The organism is Oryzibacter oryziterrae (assembly GCF_021864535.1).
In the GTDB taxonomy this organism is placed as follows: domain Bacteria; phylum Pseudomonadota; class Alphaproteobacteria; order Rhizobiales; family Pleomorphomonadaceae; genus Pleomorphomonas; species Pleomorphomonas oryziterrae.
In genome coordinates this window covers 82,797-98,689 of sequence record NZ_JAKJIC010000010.1, presented here as the reverse complement: position 1 = coordinate 98,689, position 15,893 = coordinate 82,797, and the positions used below count along the sequence as shown (strand labels likewise).

Annotated in this window: 11 protein-coding genes; 9 read left to right on the top strand and 2 right to left on the bottom strand. The window is 64.0% G+C overall.

What is annotated here, in order from left to right; translation table 11 throughout:
• Window positions 1–123 precede the first annotated feature (123 nt).
• The 8 genes from L2I41_RS12345 (at window position 124) to L2I41_RS12310 (ending at window position 11,514) form a co-directional block, all read left to right on the top strand.
• A complete protein-coding gene (locus tag L2I41_RS12345) occupies window positions 124–1,422 on the top strand; it encodes a glycoside hydrolase family 130 protein (protein ID WP_237153867.1) in 1,299 nt (432 codons plus the stop codon).
• Between the two features lie 378 nt (window positions 1,423–1,800).
• Window positions 1,801–1,893 (top strand): K(+)-transporting ATPase subunit F, encoded by a 93-nt coding sequence (kdpF, locus tag L2I41_RS12340; protein ID WP_237153866.1) that lies wholly within the window; start codon window positions 1,801–1,803, stop codon window positions 1,891–1,893.
• A gap of 15 nt (window positions 1,894–1,908) precedes the next feature.
• Window positions 1,909–3,639 (top strand): potassium-transporting ATPase subunit KdpA, encoded by a 1,731-nt coding sequence (gene kdpA / locus L2I41_RS12335; protein WP_237153865.1) that lies wholly within the window; start codon window positions 1,909–1,911, stop codon window positions 3,637–3,639.
• A gap of 4 nt (window positions 3,640–3,643) precedes the next feature.
• Window positions 3,644–5,761 carry a potassium-transporting ATPase subunit KdpB gene (gene kdpB, locus L2I41_RS12330; RefSeq protein ID WP_237153864.1) on the top strand — a complete coding sequence of 706 codons (2,118 nt, stop codon included), beginning with the start codon at window positions 3,644–3,646 and terminating at the stop codon, window positions 5,759–5,761.
• A gap of 11 nt (window positions 5,762–5,772) precedes the next feature.
• Window positions 5,773–6,357, top strand: coding sequence for a potassium-transporting ATPase subunit KdpC (gene kdpC / locus L2I41_RS12325; RefSeq protein WP_237153863.1), 585 nt, complete (start codon window positions 5,773–5,775; stop codon window positions 6,355–6,357).
• Window positions 6,354–9,059: a DUF4118 domain-containing protein gene (locus tag L2I41_RS12320; RefSeq protein WP_237153862.1), complete on the top strand. Its 2,706-nt coding sequence runs from the start codon at window positions 6,354–6,356 to the stop codon at window positions 9,057–9,059. Before kdpC ends, L2I41_RS12320 begins: the two co-directional genes overlap by 4 nt.
• Window positions 9,052–9,744: a response regulator gene (locus L2I41_RS12315; RefSeq protein WP_237153861.1), complete on the top strand. Its 693-nt coding sequence runs from the start codon at window positions 9,052–9,054 to the stop codon at window positions 9,742–9,744. Before L2I41_RS12320 ends, L2I41_RS12315 begins: the two co-directional genes overlap by 8 nt.
• A 327-nt stretch (window positions 9,745–10,071) precedes the next feature.
• Complete coding sequence (locus tag L2I41_RS12310) at window positions 10,072–11,514, top strand: aldehyde dehydrogenase (protein WP_237153860.1); 1,443 nt, start codon at window positions 10,072–10,074, stop codon at window positions 11,512–11,514.
• Between the two features lie 149 nt (window positions 11,515–11,663).
• On the opposite strand, the gene L2I41_RS12305 is transcribed toward L2I41_RS12310, so the two are convergent.
• The gene (locus L2I41_RS12305; protein WP_237153859.1) at window positions 11,664–12,845 is read right to left on the bottom strand and encodes an aminotransferase; all 1,182 of its coding nucleotides are present in this window, start codon (window positions 12,843–12,845) and stop codon (window positions 11,664–11,666) included.
• 376 nt (window positions 12,846–13,221) lie between these two features.
• On the opposite strand from L2I41_RS12305, the gene ppk2 reads away from it, so the two are divergent.
• The gene (gene ppk2, locus L2I41_RS12300) at window positions 13,222–14,142 is read left to right on the top strand and encodes a polyphosphate kinase 2 (protein WP_237153858.1); all 921 of its coding nucleotides are present in this window, start codon (window positions 13,222–13,224) and stop codon (window positions 14,140–14,142) included.
• A gap of 281 nt (window positions 14,143–14,423) precedes the next feature.
• On the opposite strand, the gene L2I41_RS12295 is transcribed toward ppk2, so the two are convergent.
• Window positions 14,424–15,884, bottom strand: a complete 1,461-nt coding sequence (locus L2I41_RS12295; protein ID WP_237153857.1) for a glycoside hydrolase family 1 protein — start codon at window positions 15,882–15,884, stop codon at window positions 14,424–14,426.
• Window positions 15,885–15,893 lie beyond the last annotated feature (9 nt).

Sequence of the window (15,893 nt, the reverse complement as noted above, 5' to 3'; positions counted from 1 at the left end):
TCGCCGCAAGGCTAGTCCCCAGCAAAGGGATGAACCTGATCGGCGAGGGGACTGGTGCGAAGGAATGGCGGCGAACGTTCCTTCAAACACCAATTGGATTTTCGCCGACGCAGTGAGGCTCAGGTGTCCATCTTGGGAAAATTCCAGCGCTTGCCGATCCGGCTCTACCCAGATCCCGCTCGTGTCATCGTACGCCCCTTCCGTCCAGCGACAGAACCACGCAATCTCACATCCATCGACAAGTCGAGGGTGAACCGCATCGTCGACCGCGTTCTGGCGATGTCGGCAGAAATGGAGGCGCAGCAGCTGGCCCACATCGTGGCCAACTTCGAGGGGCGCCATCGCAACTTCCTGGCCATCTGCCGGGCGCAGTCATTGGATCTGGAAGGGGCCTTTGTCGATCCGCCATCGCTCAGCGACGATCAACGTCAGTTGGTCGGCGCCTATTTCCTGCATGAATATTCCTTCGAGGCCTCGGCGCTGTTCAACCCGTCCATCGTCCCGCATCCAGACCAGAGCGATCTCTCCGAGGGCGACCTGCGGTTTGTGCTCAGCCTGCGCGCCGTGGGCGAGGGGCACATTTCCTCGCTGACCTTCCAGTCCGGCGTCATTCGCAAAGATGGCAACATTCAGATGGACATGAAGGCGCGCTACGCGTCGCTCCCGCTCGTGACCGAGCGCACCAACAGTTCCAAGGGCGAAGTGGTCGATCTCACCTTTGATGCCGAACAGCAGCTCGGCGAGAGGGTCATCTTTCCCGTGACCGAGGCGCAGGCCAACGGCATCGAGGACGCACGCTTTGTGGCCTTCGACGATGAGGGCACGCGCAGCTATCATGCGACCGTCACCGCCTACAGCGGGCGCGCCATCAGCTCGCAGCTGGTCTCTACCTGCGACTTTGTGTCCTTCCGCCTGCAACCGCTCTTCGGCAATGCGACCGGCAACAAGGGCATGGCTCTGTTTCCGCGGAAGATCGATGGCCTGTTTGCCATGATCGGCCGCCAGGACAACGAGAACCTCTACTACATGACGTCGACCGATCTGCGTGTCTGGAATGACGGTGTGGCTATCCTCAAGCCGCTCTTCCCCTGGGAGTTCATCCAGCTCGGCAATTGCGGCTCGCCGATCGAACTCGACGAGGGCTGGCTTGTCTTCACCCATGGCGTCGGTCCGGTACGCAAATATGTCATCGGCGCGGTGCTGCTGGACAAGGCCGACCCGACCCGTGTGCTCGGACGCACCGCAGAACCGTTGATCAGTCCTGAACCGTCCGAAAGGGAAGGCTATGTGCCAAACGTGGTCTACACCTGCGGCGGCCTCCGGCACGGCGACCGGATCGTGCTGCCCTATGCCGTCTCGGACACCTACACGAACTTTGCCATGATCCCGATCGTCGACTTGCTCGCGCTCCTGCAGGCCTGAGCGCCCGCGAGCTGTATTGGCCATCCGTTGTGTCTTGCAAGAGTGGGCGCGCGGATGGCGCCTGCGTGAACTATTCCCACGAGGAAATGCTGGCCAGCTGCAGCCCAGATGTCCCGAACATCATCGTCTGATGTCGCCGCAACCGGGCACCAAATCGCGTCTGTCAGGTGCGCGGCTTGCCGCTGTCTCCTGATCTTTACGCAAACTATATGCGCCCCAGACACCTCTATATGCCCCGCATACGGGGAAAGGCTTAGCTGAGTTGGCAGCTTCCAAGGAGGTTGCAATGTCCGTTGTCTATCTTGTGGGCGGCCTGGCCGTCTTCGTCCTGTTCGGCTGGTTCCTGAGCTTTGTCGACCGTCTGATGCGGAGCGGATCATGATCGCGCTCTATGGGGTGGCTGGAGCCATCGTCGTGCTGCTGCTCGCCTATCTGGTGGTGGCGCTCATACGCCCCGAACTCTTTCCCTGATTTGCGGAGACTATCATGACCGCCTCCCTGTTCGGCTGGGGTGGACTGCAGATTGCGGTCTATCTCGTCGTTCTCCTCGCATGCGTCGTTCCGTTGGGCACCTTCATGGCCCGCGTGTTTCAGGGCGAACGCAACCTACTCACGCCGGTGATTTCGCCGCTGGAACGTCTCGTCTACGCGGCAATCGGCACGGATGCGGACAAGGACATGTCCTTCCGCGACTATGCCATGGCCGTGATCGTCTTTTCCGGCGCCAGTTTCGCACTGCTGTTCCTGATGCTGGTGGGGCAGGGCCTGTTGCCGTTCAATCCGCAGGGTCTCCCCGGTCTGACGCCCGATCTTGCCTTCAACACTGCCGTCAGCTTCGTCACCAACACCAACTGGCAGTCCTATGCGGGTGAATCGACACTCAGCTATTTCAGCCAGATGGCTGGACTGACGGTGCAGAACTTCCTGTCGGCCGGTGTCGGCATGGCCGTGCTGGTCGCCATGGTCCGGGGCATGACGCGCCGCAAGGCGACGGGCATCGGCAACTTCTGGGTCGACCTGACGCGGGCCGTCCTCTACGTGCTGCTGCCGCTGTCGCTGTTGTTTGCCTTCGTGCTGGGGCCTATGGGCGTGGTGCAGACCTTTGCCGCCTATGTGGACGCCCACACGCTTGAAGGCGCCAAGCAGACCATCGCGCTTGGACCCGTGGCCAGCCAGGAAGCCATCAAGATGCTCGGCACCAACGGTGGCGGCTTCTTCAATACCAACTCGGCCCACCCCTTCGAAAATCCCACCCCGTTCAGCAACTTCCTGGAATGCCTGGCCATCCTGCTGATACCGGCGGCGCTCTGCCACAGCTTCGGCGTGATGGTCAAGGATCGGCGGCAGGGGCTGGCGCTGATCGCCGCCATGACGGTGGTCTTCGTGCCGCTGGTGCTGTTTGCCGCCTCGGCCGAACAGGCGGGCAACCCGCATCTCAACGCCCTTGGCATCGATCAGGTGGCCTCGACCGTGCAGCCCGGCGGCAACATGGAAGGCAAGGAAGTCCGCTTCGGCATTGCCAACTCCGCCCTCTGGGCTGCGGCGACCACTGCTGCGTCCAACGGCTCGGTCAACTCCATGCACGACAGCTACACGCCGCTCGGCGGTTTCGTACCGATGCTGCTGATGAAATTCGGCGAGGTGATCTATGGCGGCGTCGGCTCCGGCCTCTACGGCATGCTGGTCTTCGTCATCGTCACGGTGTTCATCGCCGGCCTGATGGTGGGACGCACGCCGGAATATCTCGGCAAGAAGATCCAGAGCTTCGAGATGAAGATGGCGTCGATCGCCATTCTCGCCCCCTGCGCCGTCGTGCTGATCGGCACAGCGATCGCGGTGGCGACGGACTCCGGCCGGGCCGGCATCCTCAATCCGGGCGCACAGGGCTTCTCCGAAGTACTCTATGCCTTCACCTCGGCGGGCAACAACAATGGCTCGGCCTTCGCCGGTCTCTCCGCCAACACGCCCTTCTACAACGTGGCGCTCGGCCTGTGCATGCTGATTGGCCGCTACATGGTGCTGATCCCGGCGCTCGCCATCGGTGCGTCGCTCGCCGCCAAGAACACCACGCCGGCCAGTGCCGGCACGCTCCCCACCCATACCCCGCTCTTCGTCGCCGTGCTGATCGGCGTGATCATCCTGGTCGGCGTGCTGACCTATGCGCCCTCGCTGGCGCTTGGACCGGTGATCGAGCATTTCGTGATGATCGGAGGCTGAAGCCATGTCCGGTAAACCCAAGTCACACCATCGCGCCGTAGGCGCAGCCCCGGCGCTCAATCCCTTTCGCGGCGCCGATGTCGGGCCGGCGATCCGGCTGTCGATCACGCGCCTGACGCCGCTCTATCAGGCGCGCAACCCCGTGATGTTCGTGGTCTTCGTCGGCTCCATCGTCACAACGGCGATCTTCGCGCTGACCCTGATCTGGCCGAACAGTCCGCTCGCCGGCGGGCAGGGCGCGGGCTTCGTCGGCTGGATTACCTTCTGGCTGTGGTTCACGCTGATCTTCGCCAACTTTGCCGAAGCCATTGCCGAGGGCAAGGGACGCGCTCAGGCGGACTCGCTCAAGAAGGCCCGCCGCGACGTGTCGGCCAAGCAGCTCACACGGGCTGACGACCGCAAGTCCTTCAAGACCGTTGCCGCCAACAGCCTGCGCAAGGGCGATCTGGTGCTGATCGAAGCCGGCGACTTCGTGCCGTCCGACGGCCAGGTGATCGAGGGCATCGCCTCAATCGACGAAAGCGCCGTGACGGGCGAGTCCGCGCCGGTGATCCGGGAGTCCGGCGGCGATCGTGACGCGGTGACCGGCGGTACGCGGGTGCTCAGCGACTGGGTGGTGGTGCGCGTCACCTCCGATCCCGGCGAGAGCTTCCTCGACCGCATGATTGGTCTCGTGGAGAGCGCCAAGCGGCAGAAGACACCCAACGAGATCGCCCTGTCGATCCTGCTGGCCGCCATGACCATCATCTTCCTGCTGGTGTCGGCGACGCTGCTGCCCTTTTCGGCCTTTTCGGTGACCCGCGCCGGTTCGGGAACGGTGATCACGGTGACCGTGCTGATCGCGCTCCTGGTCTGCCTGATCCCCACAACCATCGGCGGGCTTCTCTCCGCCATCGGTATCTCCGGCATGCAGCGGCTGATCGGCGCCAATGTCATTGCCACCTCGGGCCGCGCCGTCGAGGCGGCCGGCGACGTCAACGTGCTGCTGCTGGACAAGACCGGCACCATCACCTTCGGCAACCGTCAGGCCGTCGAGTTCTTCGCCGCGCCCGGTGTGACGCGCCAGCAACTGGCGGAAGCCGCCGAGCTGGCCTCGCTTGCCGACGAGACGCCGGAAGGACGCTCCATCGTCGTGCTAGCCCGGCGCCTGTTCGGACTGCCCGAACGCACGGCAAAGGATGTGGAAGCCAACTTCATCCCCTTCAGTGCAGAGCAGCGCATCAGCGGCGTGGTGATCCGCGAACGCCACATCATGAAGGGGGCCAGCGACGCCATCGCGCGCCTGGTCGCCATGAAGGGCGGCGCCTTCCCGCCAGATACGGCGCGCGAGATCGACGACATCGCCCGCAAGGGCGGCACGCCGCTGGTGGTGGCCGAGGGGCCGCAGGTGCTCGGCGTCGTCTATCTCAAGGATATCGTCAAGCCGGACATCAAGGCGCGCCTCGCCGACCTCAGGAAGATGGGCATCAAGTCGGTGATGATCACCGGCGACAACCCGCTCACCGCTGCGGCCATCGCCTCGGAAGCCGGCGTCGACGACTTCATCGCGGAAGCGACGCCGGAGACCAAGCTCAAGTATATCCGCCGCATGCAGGAAGGCGGCGAGCTGGTGGCCATGGTCGGCGACGGCACCAATGACGCGCCGGCGCTTGCCCAGTCGGACGTGGCGGTGGCCATGAACTCCGGCACCCAGGCCGCCAAGGAAGCCGGCAACATGGTCGACCTCGACAGCGATCCCACCAAGCTGATCGAGATCGTCGAGATCGGCAAACAGTTGCTGATGACGCGCGGTGCGCTGACGACCTTCTCGATCGCCAACGATCTGGCGAAGTATTTCGCCATCATCCCCGCCGCCTTCGCCGGCACCTATCCGGCCCTTGGTGCGCTCAATCTCATGGGGCTCGCCAGCCCGGAAAGCGCCATCCTGTCGGCGGTGATCTTCAACGCACTGGTCATCATCGCCTTGGTGCCGCTGGCGCTCAGGGGCGTGAAATACCGCGCCGAATCCGCCGAACGGCTGCTGACGCGCAATGTTCTCATCTATGGGCTGGGAGGTGTCGTCACGCCGTTCATCGGCATCAAGCTGATCGATCTCGCCCTGTCGGCCACGGGCCTCGCCTGAAAGGAATAGTCATGACACTGACATCCCAACTTCGCGCGAGCGCTGCGGCGCTCACCCTGTTCACGCTGCTTCTTGGTGGAGCCTATCCGGCGATAACCACCATCGGACTGCAGACCCTGTCCCCCGCAGCAGCCGGTGGAAACCTCGTCACCGGTGGCAACGGCGAAATCGTCGGCTCCCGTCTCCTTGGGCAGACCTTCACGGCGCCGCGCTATCTCTGGGGACGACCGTCGGCGACCGGCTCCAGCCCCTATGACGCTTCGGCCTCATCGGGCTCCAACCTCGGCGTCAACAATCCCACCCTGATCGATGCTGTGAAGGCGCGGGTTGCGGCTTTGAAGGCCGCCGATCCGGGCAACACGGCATCGGTTCCGGTCGACCTGGTGACTGCCTCGGCCTCCGGTCTCGACCCGGACATCAGCCCAGCCGCCGCCGACTATCAGGTCGGCCGCATTGCCAAGGCGCGCGGATTGGACGAAGCTCAGGTGCGGACCGCCATTGCGTCGGCGACATCCGGACGGACGCTGGGCCTGTTCGGCGATCCGCGTGTCAATGTGCTCGCCGCCAACATGGCGCTCGACAAGCTGGGTCAATGATGGAAACGGATCGTCCAGATCCCGACAAGCTGCTTGAACTGGTCAATGCCGACCGTGAGGTCAGCCGGCGCGGCCGCCTGAAGATCTTCTTCGGCGCCGCTGCCGGCGTCGGCAAGACCTACGCCATGCTGAGCGAAGCGCGCCGTCTGGCCTTCGACGACGGGCGCGACGTCGTCATCGGCGTCATCGAGCATCACGGCCGGGCCGAGACGCAGGCTCTGATCGACGGGCTGCCGCAACTGCCGCCGCTGGCGATCGATCATCGTGGCGTCACGCTCAGCGAGTTCGATCTCGACGCGGCGCTCGCCCGCAATCCGTCCCTGATACTCATCGATGAGCTGGCCCATTCCAATGCTCCGGGCACGCGCCATCCCAAGCGCTGGCTCGACGTGCGCACGCTCATCGATCACGGCATCGACGTCTTCACGACGCTCAACGTCCAGCATCTGGAAAGCGTCAACGACGTGGTGGCCAAGCTCACCGGCGTCTGGGTGCAGGAAACCTTGCCGGACTCCGTGTTCGACGAGGCCGACGAGGTGGCGCTGATCGACATTCCCTCCGACGACCTCTTGCAACGGCTCGCCGCCGGCAAGGTCTATGTGGGCGAGGGCGCCAACCGCCGTGCCGCGGAGAACTTCTTCCGCAAGTCCAATCTGACGGCCCTGCGCGAACTGGCCCTGCGCCGCACCGCCGACCGCGTCGACGCGGAAAGCGACGAGCTCAATCTCGCGCTCGGCCAGCGCGGCGGCCAGGTTGCCACCCGTGTGTTGGTGCTGGCCGGTGCCGATCTGAGTTCGGCGCGCCTGATCCGGCGCGCACGCCGCATGGCAGTGGCCGCCAAGGCACCATGGACGGTGCTCTATCTCTACACCCACCAGCATGAGCGGTTGAGCGAGCAGGGCAGGCTACGGCTGGAGAAGCACCTGCGGTTGGCCGAACAGCTAGGGGCGACGATCGTTCGCCTGCCCAGTGTCGACGCTGCCGCAACCGCGCTCGCCTTTGCCCGCCAGAACGGCTTTTCGCGCATCGTCGTCGGCTATAGCGCCAACCGCAACTGGTGGTTCTTCTGGCGCAAGTCGCTGTCGCAACGGCTGTTGGAAGGCGGGGCCGGATTGGAGATCGTCGCTGTTTCGGACGATCTGCCGGACGGCGAGCGGACCACCGAACCGCGCCCCACCCAGGCCTTTGGCGTGTCCAGCGGTCTGGCTCTCCTGTGGTCGGTCCCGGTGGTGGCGGCCGCCACGCTCTGCGGTTGGCCATTCCGGGGCATGGTGGATCCCGACAGCCTGTCCTTGCTCTATCTCGTCGCCGTCGTGGTCAGTGCCGTCCGCTTTGGTATCGGACCCGCTCTTGCCACCTCTATCCTGTCGGTAGCGGCCTTCAACTTCTTCTTCACCGAGCCCTATTTCTCCTTCCGCTTCGACAACCCGGGCTACTATTTCACCTTTGCCTTCATGCTGGTCACCTCGCTGATCGTCGGCTCCATGACGGCCCGGCTGCATAGCCACGCCCGCCAGGCCCGCAAGAGCGAGGAAGACACCCAGCTGCTCTATGGCCTCACCCGAGGCCTGTCGTCGGTACGCGGTACGGACGCCATCTGCGAGGTGGCGATCACCCGCATCCGCGTTCCCTATGGCGTGGCGCCGACCATTCACGTCGCCGGCGAGCATGGTCGCCTTGGTGTCTATCCCGCCGACGCGCCGGCGCTCGACGCCAAGGAGCAAGGCGTCATCCAGTGGGTGATGGAAAATGCCGAGATGGCCGGACGCGACACCGACACCATGCCGTCGGCACGCGGTCTCTATCTGCCGCTCAAGGTGGAGGACGAGATGCTCGGCGTGATGGGGCTGGTGCCGCTCGATCCGCGGCGGCGCTTTGCCAGCGTCGAGGTGATGCGCCTCGAGACCATCGCCGATCTGGTGGCAAGCGCCCTGCAGCGTGCCCGACGTGCCGACGAGGCGGAGCGGGCACGGGTGGACATCGAGAGTGAGCGGTTGCGCAACGTGTTGCTGGCCTCGGTCTCCCACGATCTCAGGACGCCGCTGACGGTGATGAACGGATCGCTCGGCAACCTCCTCAAGATGCGCAAGAAACTGCCGCGCGAGGCGGTCGAGGAGCTGACAGGCTTGTGGGGGCAGCTGGTGCGCCTGCAGAAGTTCGTCGGCAATCTCCTGAAGATGGCGGCGATCACTTCGGGCCGGCTGCAGCTCAACTTCCAGCCCTATCTCATTCAGGAGATCATCGGTGCGGCGATCTCCGAGGTGGACCCGCAGAAGGGCGCGCGCACCATCAACGCCACTCTGTCGGGCACCATGCCGCTGGTGATGATGGACGGGGCGCTGATCCAGCAGGTGCTGGTCAATCTCCTGGAAAACGCCATTTCCCACACCGACGAGCAGGGCATGATCTCGATCCAGGCTGAGCGCGATGCCGATGTGTTGCGCCTGCGCGTCTCCGACAACGGGCCGGGCATCAGGCCAGGGGAGGAGGAGCGCATCTTCGACAAGTTCCATCGCGACGCCGTTCGCCCCGACCAGCAGGGCGGCGGAGCCGGGCTGGGGCTGGCCATCTGCCGCGGCATCGTTGGCGCCCACGGCGGAATCATCTATGCCAAGAACAATCCGGCGGTTGCGCCGGGACAGCCGAACGGGGCCAGCGTGATCTTCACGCTGCCGATCGGCAAGGATGGGGAACATGGCTGAGACGCGCATTCTCGTCGTTGAGGACGATCCGGCCATCGCCAAGTTCCTCCGCCTGACGCTCGAGGCGCAGGAGTTCGCCGTCGACGTGGCCGGCACGGCCACCGCCGCCCAGGCGGAACTCCTGGCGCGCCGCCCGGACGTCATCCTGCTCGATCTCGGGCTGCCGGATGAGGACGGCCAGTCCTTCATCGCCCGCCTGCGCGAATGGACCCGCACGCCGATCATCGTCGTCTCGGCACGCGAACAGGAAGGCGAAAAGATCCAGGCTCTTGAAAACGGCGCCGACGACTATCTCACCAAGCCCTTCGCGGCCGGTGAGCTCGTCGCCCGCATTCGTGTGGCGCTGCGACACTCCCAGACCGGTGGCGACAGCGGTTCTGCGATCTACGAGGTTGACGGTCTGCGGGTTGATCTCGCCGCGCGTCAGGTCTCTGTCGATGGCGAAGAGGTTCATCTGACGCCGATCGAGTACAAGCTGCTGTCGCTCCTGGTCCGCCACGCCGGCAAGGTCCTGACGCATGGACAGTTGCTCAAGGAAGTCTGGGGGCAGCACAGCCTAGACAACACCCACTATCTGCGCATCCATACCCAGCATCTGCGCGAAAAGCTGAAGGACGATCCGCTCAGCCCTCGCTACATCTTCACAGAAGCTGGGATCGGCTATCGCCTGAGGGGGCGGCGGTGACGGAACCGCATATTTCGTCGTCATCGGGATGCCGGTCATTGCCGTGACGATTGCCTCACCAATGGGTCTCCGGGGCTCAAGCGGCTGCCAGACCTCTCGCCATCCGGCACCAAAGGGCTGGCCGTTGGCCAGGCGAACACAAAGACTTGCCGACCACCGGGACGACGTGTCAGAGTTGAATAGGTAAAAAGACGTAAGATCGCTGAACGAGGGTTGAGGAGCCGCCGTTCGGTGCGCCGTCCGCAGGAGGATCGGACGGTTGGCCAGGCTCGCAGCACCAAGGCCCCTGTTCCAGAACGATAAAAATCATGAGGAGGAGTGAACACCATGACCCTTGGCCATATCATTGGCGGTGAGACGAAACCGTCCGCATCGGGCAAGACCTATTCGCGCATCGATCCCGTCACGCAGGAGGTGGCCACGGTCTGCGCGGCCGCCGGGGTTGAGGAGGTCAACGCCGCCGTTGCCGCCGCCCATCAGGCTTTCGCCGCCTGGTCTGAGACCGGCCCCAACGCCCGGCGCACGCTGCTGCTGAAGGCGGCAGACCTCATGGAAGCGCGCACGCCCGACTTCATCGCTGCCATGACCGAAGAGACCGGTTCCACCGGCCCCTGGGGCGGCTTCAACTGCTATTTCGCCGCCAAGATCCTGCGTGAGGCAGCGGCGCTGACCAGCCACATCACCGGCACCGTCATACCGTCGGACAAACCCGGCTGCATGTCCATGGGCGTGCGACAGGCCGTTGGCGTCTGCGTCGGTCTGGCGCCGTGGAACGCGCCGGTCATTCTCGGCGTCCGCGCCATTGCCGCCGCGCTCGCCTGCGGCAACACGGTGATCCTGCGTTCGTCGGAAGCCTGCCCGCGCACCCACCATCTGATCGGCGAGGTGATGCTGGCGGCCGGCTTCCCGGCCGGTGTCGTCAACGTGCTGCACAACGCGCCCGAGGACGCACCGGTCGTGGTCGAGGCGCTGATCGCCCATCCTCTCGTCAAGCGCATCAACTTCACCGGCTCTTCGCGCGTCGGCAAGATCATCGCCAAGCTGGCGGCCGAACATCTGAAGCCCGTGCTGCTGGAGCTCGGGGGCAAGGCGCCCTTCATCGTACTCGAAGATGCCGATCTTGATCAGGCGGTCGCCGCCGCCGCCTTCGGCGCCTTCATGAACCAGGGCCAGATCTGCATGTCGACCGAGCGCTTCATCGTGGTGGACGCCATCGCCGATCAGTTCGTCGACAAGTTCGCCGCCAAGGCACGCAGCCTGCCGGCCGGCAATCCGCGCGACAAGGTGGTGCTGGGATCGCTGGTCGATCTCAAGTCGGCCGAAAAGATGGACCAGTTGATCGCCGACGCGGTGGCCAAGGGCGCCAAGGTGGTGGCCGGCGGCAAGCGCACCGGCGCCATCGTCGAGGCGACGCTGATCGATCAGGTGCGCCAGGACATGCGGATCTACCGCGAGGAATCCTTCGGCCCGGTCAAGTCGATCATCCGCGTCAAGGATGAGGCGGAAGCCATCGCGGTGGCCAACGACACCGAGTACGGCCTGTCCTCCGCCGTCTTCACCAGGGATATCGCCCGTGGCCTTGCGGCGGCCAAGAAGATCCAGTCGGGCATTTGCCACGTCAACGGCCCGACGGTGGGCGACGAGGCGCAGGCACCCTTCGGTGGCGTGAAGGACTCCGGCTACGGCCGCTTCGGCGGCACTGCGGTGATCGCCGAGTTCACCGAGTTGCGCTGGGTGACCATCGAGGGGCCGCAGCATTACCCCTTCTGATCAATCGTGGGGATTATCCCGGCGGACGGCAACAGCCCGTCCGCCGGGAACAGGTTTGATCATTTGCTTCGGCCTGACTTCGCCTCGAGGAAACCGCGACCGCCGCCATCAAAATGATGCTGCGACCTGAGCAGCGATGCCCTGTCCGATCAGACGGCGATCCAATCACCAAGCAACTGAAGCCGCTCCGGGAGACGGCCGATGGTGGTCGCGTCGGCGTTGGCAAAGGCAAAGCGAAGGTAGTTTTCCTGGCCAGGCCCGAAATAGCTGCCGGGGAGCGTGACGACACCAGCCCGCCGTGCAAGCTGTTCGGAGACGCGCGCTGAAGTCACTCCCGCAAACGGGTGCCTGACAAAGGCGAAGTAGGCGCCTACCGCCCCGATTTCCCAGCCTTTGACACCGGCGATGGCCGCCTTGAGCGCGTCGGCGCGCCGGGTGATTTCGGCTCGATTGGCTTCGCGCCAGGCACCTAGCGTCGGCAAGGCTTGCGCAATGGCGATCTGGCCGACGCGCGGCGCGCAGATCTGCAGGTTGTCCATGATCTTGGCGATCTCGGTAACCACCCTGGGGCTGGCCGTGACTGCGCCCAAGCGATAGCCGGGCACGCAGAAGCTCTTGGAAAAGGAATAGAGCGAGATCAACCCTTCGCCCCAGCCGGGCGCGAGGAAGAGGCCGTGCGGTTGCTTGGCGTCCGCCGGCAGGAAGTCGCGATAGGTCTCGTCGAGAATGAGCCAGATGCCACGCCGCCGGCACAGTGCGAGCAGGTCCGCGAGCAGCGACGGCGGATAGACGGCACCGGTCGGATTGTTGGGAGAGACAATTGCAAACGCCCGAACGTCGGGCGTGATGGCGGCGTCCAGCGCCTCCAGACTGGGCAGGAAGTGGTTGGAGGCAGGGCAGTCGACGAGACCGATCCCGATGCCGAACATCCGCAGTGACGTCTCGTGATTGAAGTAGAACGGATTGGAAAGCAGCACCCGGCTGCCTGGCTCGGCAACGGCGAGAGCGGCGCAAATGAACGCCTGATTGCACCCTGCGGTGATGTGAATGTTGTCGGCGGTTATGGCGGCACCGTAAAGGGCGCTCTCGTCGGCCGCGAGGGCCTCGCGCAAGGCGCGATCGCCTTCGATCGGCCCATAGGCCGCCGTCGCCGGATCGGACGCCGCAGCCATCAGCCCGGCAATCAGCTCCGGATGCGGCGGATATCCTGGCACCGCCTGAGACAGGTCGATGGTCGCACCGACGGAGCCGTCATAGGCCCGCGCCCACGCCTGAACCGACGGGATTGGGGGCGGGGCGAGATCGGCGATGAGCGGATTGAGGCGCGGCATGTGGAGCATCCTGTGGCGGCATGGGGCGAGTAACGCGGACAGCTTGGGCAAGCCCTTTTACTCATTCCGCCGCCTCACCATTTGCAACAGTCGGCATAGCACGCAGCCATCTCAACTCGATAGTGCTCGGGAAGCACTCTATGATGCGACTCACAAGGTGCTGCGCGTGTTCGCCCCACATACCGAGGCTTCGGCAAAACTGTCAGGAACAGCCCAAGGCTTGCAATGCGAGCCGACATGGCGCCGCAGCAAAGCAAGGCAAAGCCTCTCCGGGCGTCATCGCCGAGAGCACCAAGTGGCGGCAAACCAATTTCATCGGCGCGTCATGGCAGCATGTCATTGAAATGCCATTCACTCACTGATTGGAGACTAGCCCATGAAGAATGAAACCCTTGGCCCCGGACCAAAGTCTTGGCTCGAAGCAGAACTCGAGGACGACTTTGACGAGGAACTGGAACAGGAAATCGATGATATCCGCATTCCTGAGGAGTTGAGGGGACGGCTGGCGCAACACAAATCCAATTCGATCGACCGGAAGGTCTATTTCAACGAGTTGATCCGTCTGCAGGCCGAGCTGGTCAAGATGCAGGACTGGGTGGCCCACAAGGGGCTGAAGGTCGTCGTCCTGTTCGAGGGACGCGACGCGGCCGGCAAGGGTGGTGTCATCAAGCGCATCATGCAGCGTGTCAATCCGCGCACCTGCCGCGCTGTTGCCCTGCCGGCACCGTCGGATCGCGAGAAGGCGCAATGGTATTTCCAGCGCTATGTGCCGCATCTGCCCGCCGCTGGCGAGATCGTCCTGTTTGACCGCAGCTGGTACAATCGCGCCGGTGTCGAGCGTGTCATGGGCTTTGCCTCGGACACTCAGGTCGAGGAGTTTTTCCACGACGTGCCGGAGTTTGAACGCATGCTGGTGCGCTCGGGCATCATTCTCGTGAAATACTGGTTCTCGATCACCGACGAGGAGCAGCAGCTGCGCTTCCTGATGCGCATTCACGATCCGATCAAGCAGTGGAAGCTGTCGCCGATGGATCTGCAGTCGCGCGTCCGTTGGGAGCAGTATACCAAGGCCAAGGAGGAGATGTTCGCCCGGACCAACATTCCCGAGGCTCCCTGGCACATCGTTGAGGGCAATGACAAGAAGCGCGCGCGCCTCAACTGCATGGCGCATCTCCTGTCGCTCGTGCCCTATGAGGAAATCCCGCACGAACCGATCGCGCTGCCCGAACGCGTGTTCAACCCCAACTATGAGCGTCGCGTGCTGCCGCCCGAACTCTATGTGCCGGAGCGCTATTGAGCACGGTCTGCAGTCTCGAACCTGGCGCCTCTGACCAAGAGAATGCCGGGGGGCATACCTGAACCTCTGGCAGATACGTCACGCTCATCCAAGGCGACCCGGACGGTGATCCGGAGCGGTGTCCTGGCGCGCGTCATCGAGCGTCTTCGCCAAAAAAAGGTGGACCGGGGGAGGGATCCCGGTCCACAGGAACCGGCCATTGGAACTCTGCGGGGCGCTTCACCTTTCGGTACGCAGGGTTCCAGACCGCCAGCGCCCTTGGGAGGCGGTGCTGGCGAGGGCTACAGGCCGGAACCGTTGCTGGCGATCACGTCGCGATACCAGCCGAAGGACTTCTTGCGGAAGCGGTTCATGGTGCCCTGGCCGTCATCGTCGCAATCGACATAGATGAAGCCGTAGCGCTTGCTCATCTGGCTGGTCGACAGCGACACGCTGTCGATGCAGCCCCAGGCCGTATAGCCCATGACCTCGACGCCCTCGTCGAGCGCGTCGCCGATGGCGCGGATATGGCCGTCAAGATAGGCGATGCGATAGTCGTCCTCGACAGTGCCGCCTTCCAGCCTGTCGCGGGCGCCAAGGCCGTTTTCGACGATGAACAGCGGCTTGCGATAGCGGTCGTACATTTCCACGAGTGCGATCGTCAGGCCGGTCGGGTCGATCTGCCAGCCCCAGTCGGACACCGGCAGATAGGGGTTCTTGACGCCCGAGGTGACATTGCCGCCGACCTTCTCGCGCTCGGCCGCGTTGATCGACGACACCATCGACATGTAATAGCTGAAGGAGACGAAATCGACCGGATAGGTCTTGAGGATTTCCTCATCGCCCTCGACCATCCGGACATGGATGTTGCGCTTCTTCCAGGCGCTCTTTGCCGACGGCGGATAGGTGCCGAACACCTGCACGTCGGAAATGGTCATGTTGTCGCGATTGTCGCGCATGGCCTTGAGGCAGTTCTGTGGGTGGCAGGTCTCGGGATAGGAGAGCAGGCTCGTCACCATGCAGCCCATCTGGGCACCCGGGATGATGGCATGCAGCTGCTTGGTCGCCAGCGCGCTCGCCACCAGCTGGTGATGCAGACCCTGCCAGATGATCTCCTCGAGCTTCTCCTTGGGGTAGCGGTCCTCGCAGATGCCCATTGTGGAGAAGGGATGGCGGAAGGCGCTGTCGATCTCGTTGAAGGACAGCCAGTATTTCACGAGATGGGAATAGCGGCGGAACACCGTCTCGGTGAAGCGCAGGAAGAAGTCCACCACCTCGCGGCGATACCAGGCGTCGTAGTGGTTCACGAGGTAAAGCGGCATCTCATAGTGGTGCAGCGTCACCAGCGGCTCGATGCCGCGCGCCCGCATCTCGGTGAACAGGCTCTCGTAGAAGGCAAGGCCCGCTTCATTGGGCTCGGTCTCGATGCCCTTGGGGAAGATGCGCGTCCACTGGATCGATACGCGCAGCACCTTGAAACCCATCTCGGCCAGCAGATCGAGATCCTCACGATAGCGATGATAGAAGTCGATGCCGCGCCGCTTGGGATAGGGGCCGACCTCGGGGCAGGCCTCTGCTGCGGCGATGGCGGCGCTGGTCATGTGGTGCAGCGCCTTGTAGTCCTTGGGGTCCATGTTGGACTTGTAGATGGCGCAATCGGCCACCGACAAGCCCTTGCCGCCCTCGTTCCAGCCGCCTTCGCACTGGTTGGCGGCCAGAGCGCCACCCCAGAGGAAGCCATCGGGGAAACGGGTGTTACTCATGGTCTAACT

Coding starts and splice junctions, on each gene's coding strand:
- L2I41_RS12295 (WP_237153857.1), bottom strand. CDS start 15,884: ATGAGTAACACCCGTTTCCCCGATGGCTTCCTCTGGGGTGGCGCTCTG.
- L2I41_RS12320 (WP_237153862.1), top strand. CDS start 6,354: ATGATGGAAACGGATCGTCCAGATCCCGACAAGCTGCTTGAACTGGTC.
- kdpF (WP_237153866.1), top strand. CDS start 1,801: ATGATCGCGCTCTATGGGGTGGCTGGAGCCATCGTCGTGCTGCTGCTC.
- ppk2 (WP_237153858.1), top strand. CDS start 13,222: ATGAAGAATGAAACCCTTGGCCCCGGACCAAAGTCTTGGCTCGAAGCA.
- kdpB (WP_237153864.1), top strand. CDS start 3,644: ATGTCCGGTAAACCCAAGTCACACCATCGCGCCGTAGGCGCAGCCCCG.
- kdpC (WP_237153863.1), top strand. CDS start 5,773: ATGACACTGACATCCCAACTTCGCGCGAGCGCTGCGGCGCTCACCCTG.
- kdpA (WP_237153865.1), top strand. CDS start 1,909: ATGACCGCCTCCCTGTTCGGCTGGGGTGGACTGCAGATTGCGGTCTAT.
- L2I41_RS12310 (WP_237153860.1), top strand. CDS start 10,072: ATGACCCTTGGCCATATCATTGGCGGTGAGACGAAACCGTCCGCATCG.
- L2I41_RS12315 (WP_237153861.1), top strand. CDS start 9,052: ATGGCTGAGACGCGCATTCTCGTCGTTGAGGACGATCCGGCCATCGCC.
- L2I41_RS12305 (WP_237153859.1), bottom strand. CDS start 12,845: ATGCCGCGCCTCAATCCGCTCATCGCCGATCTCGCCCCGCCCCCAATC.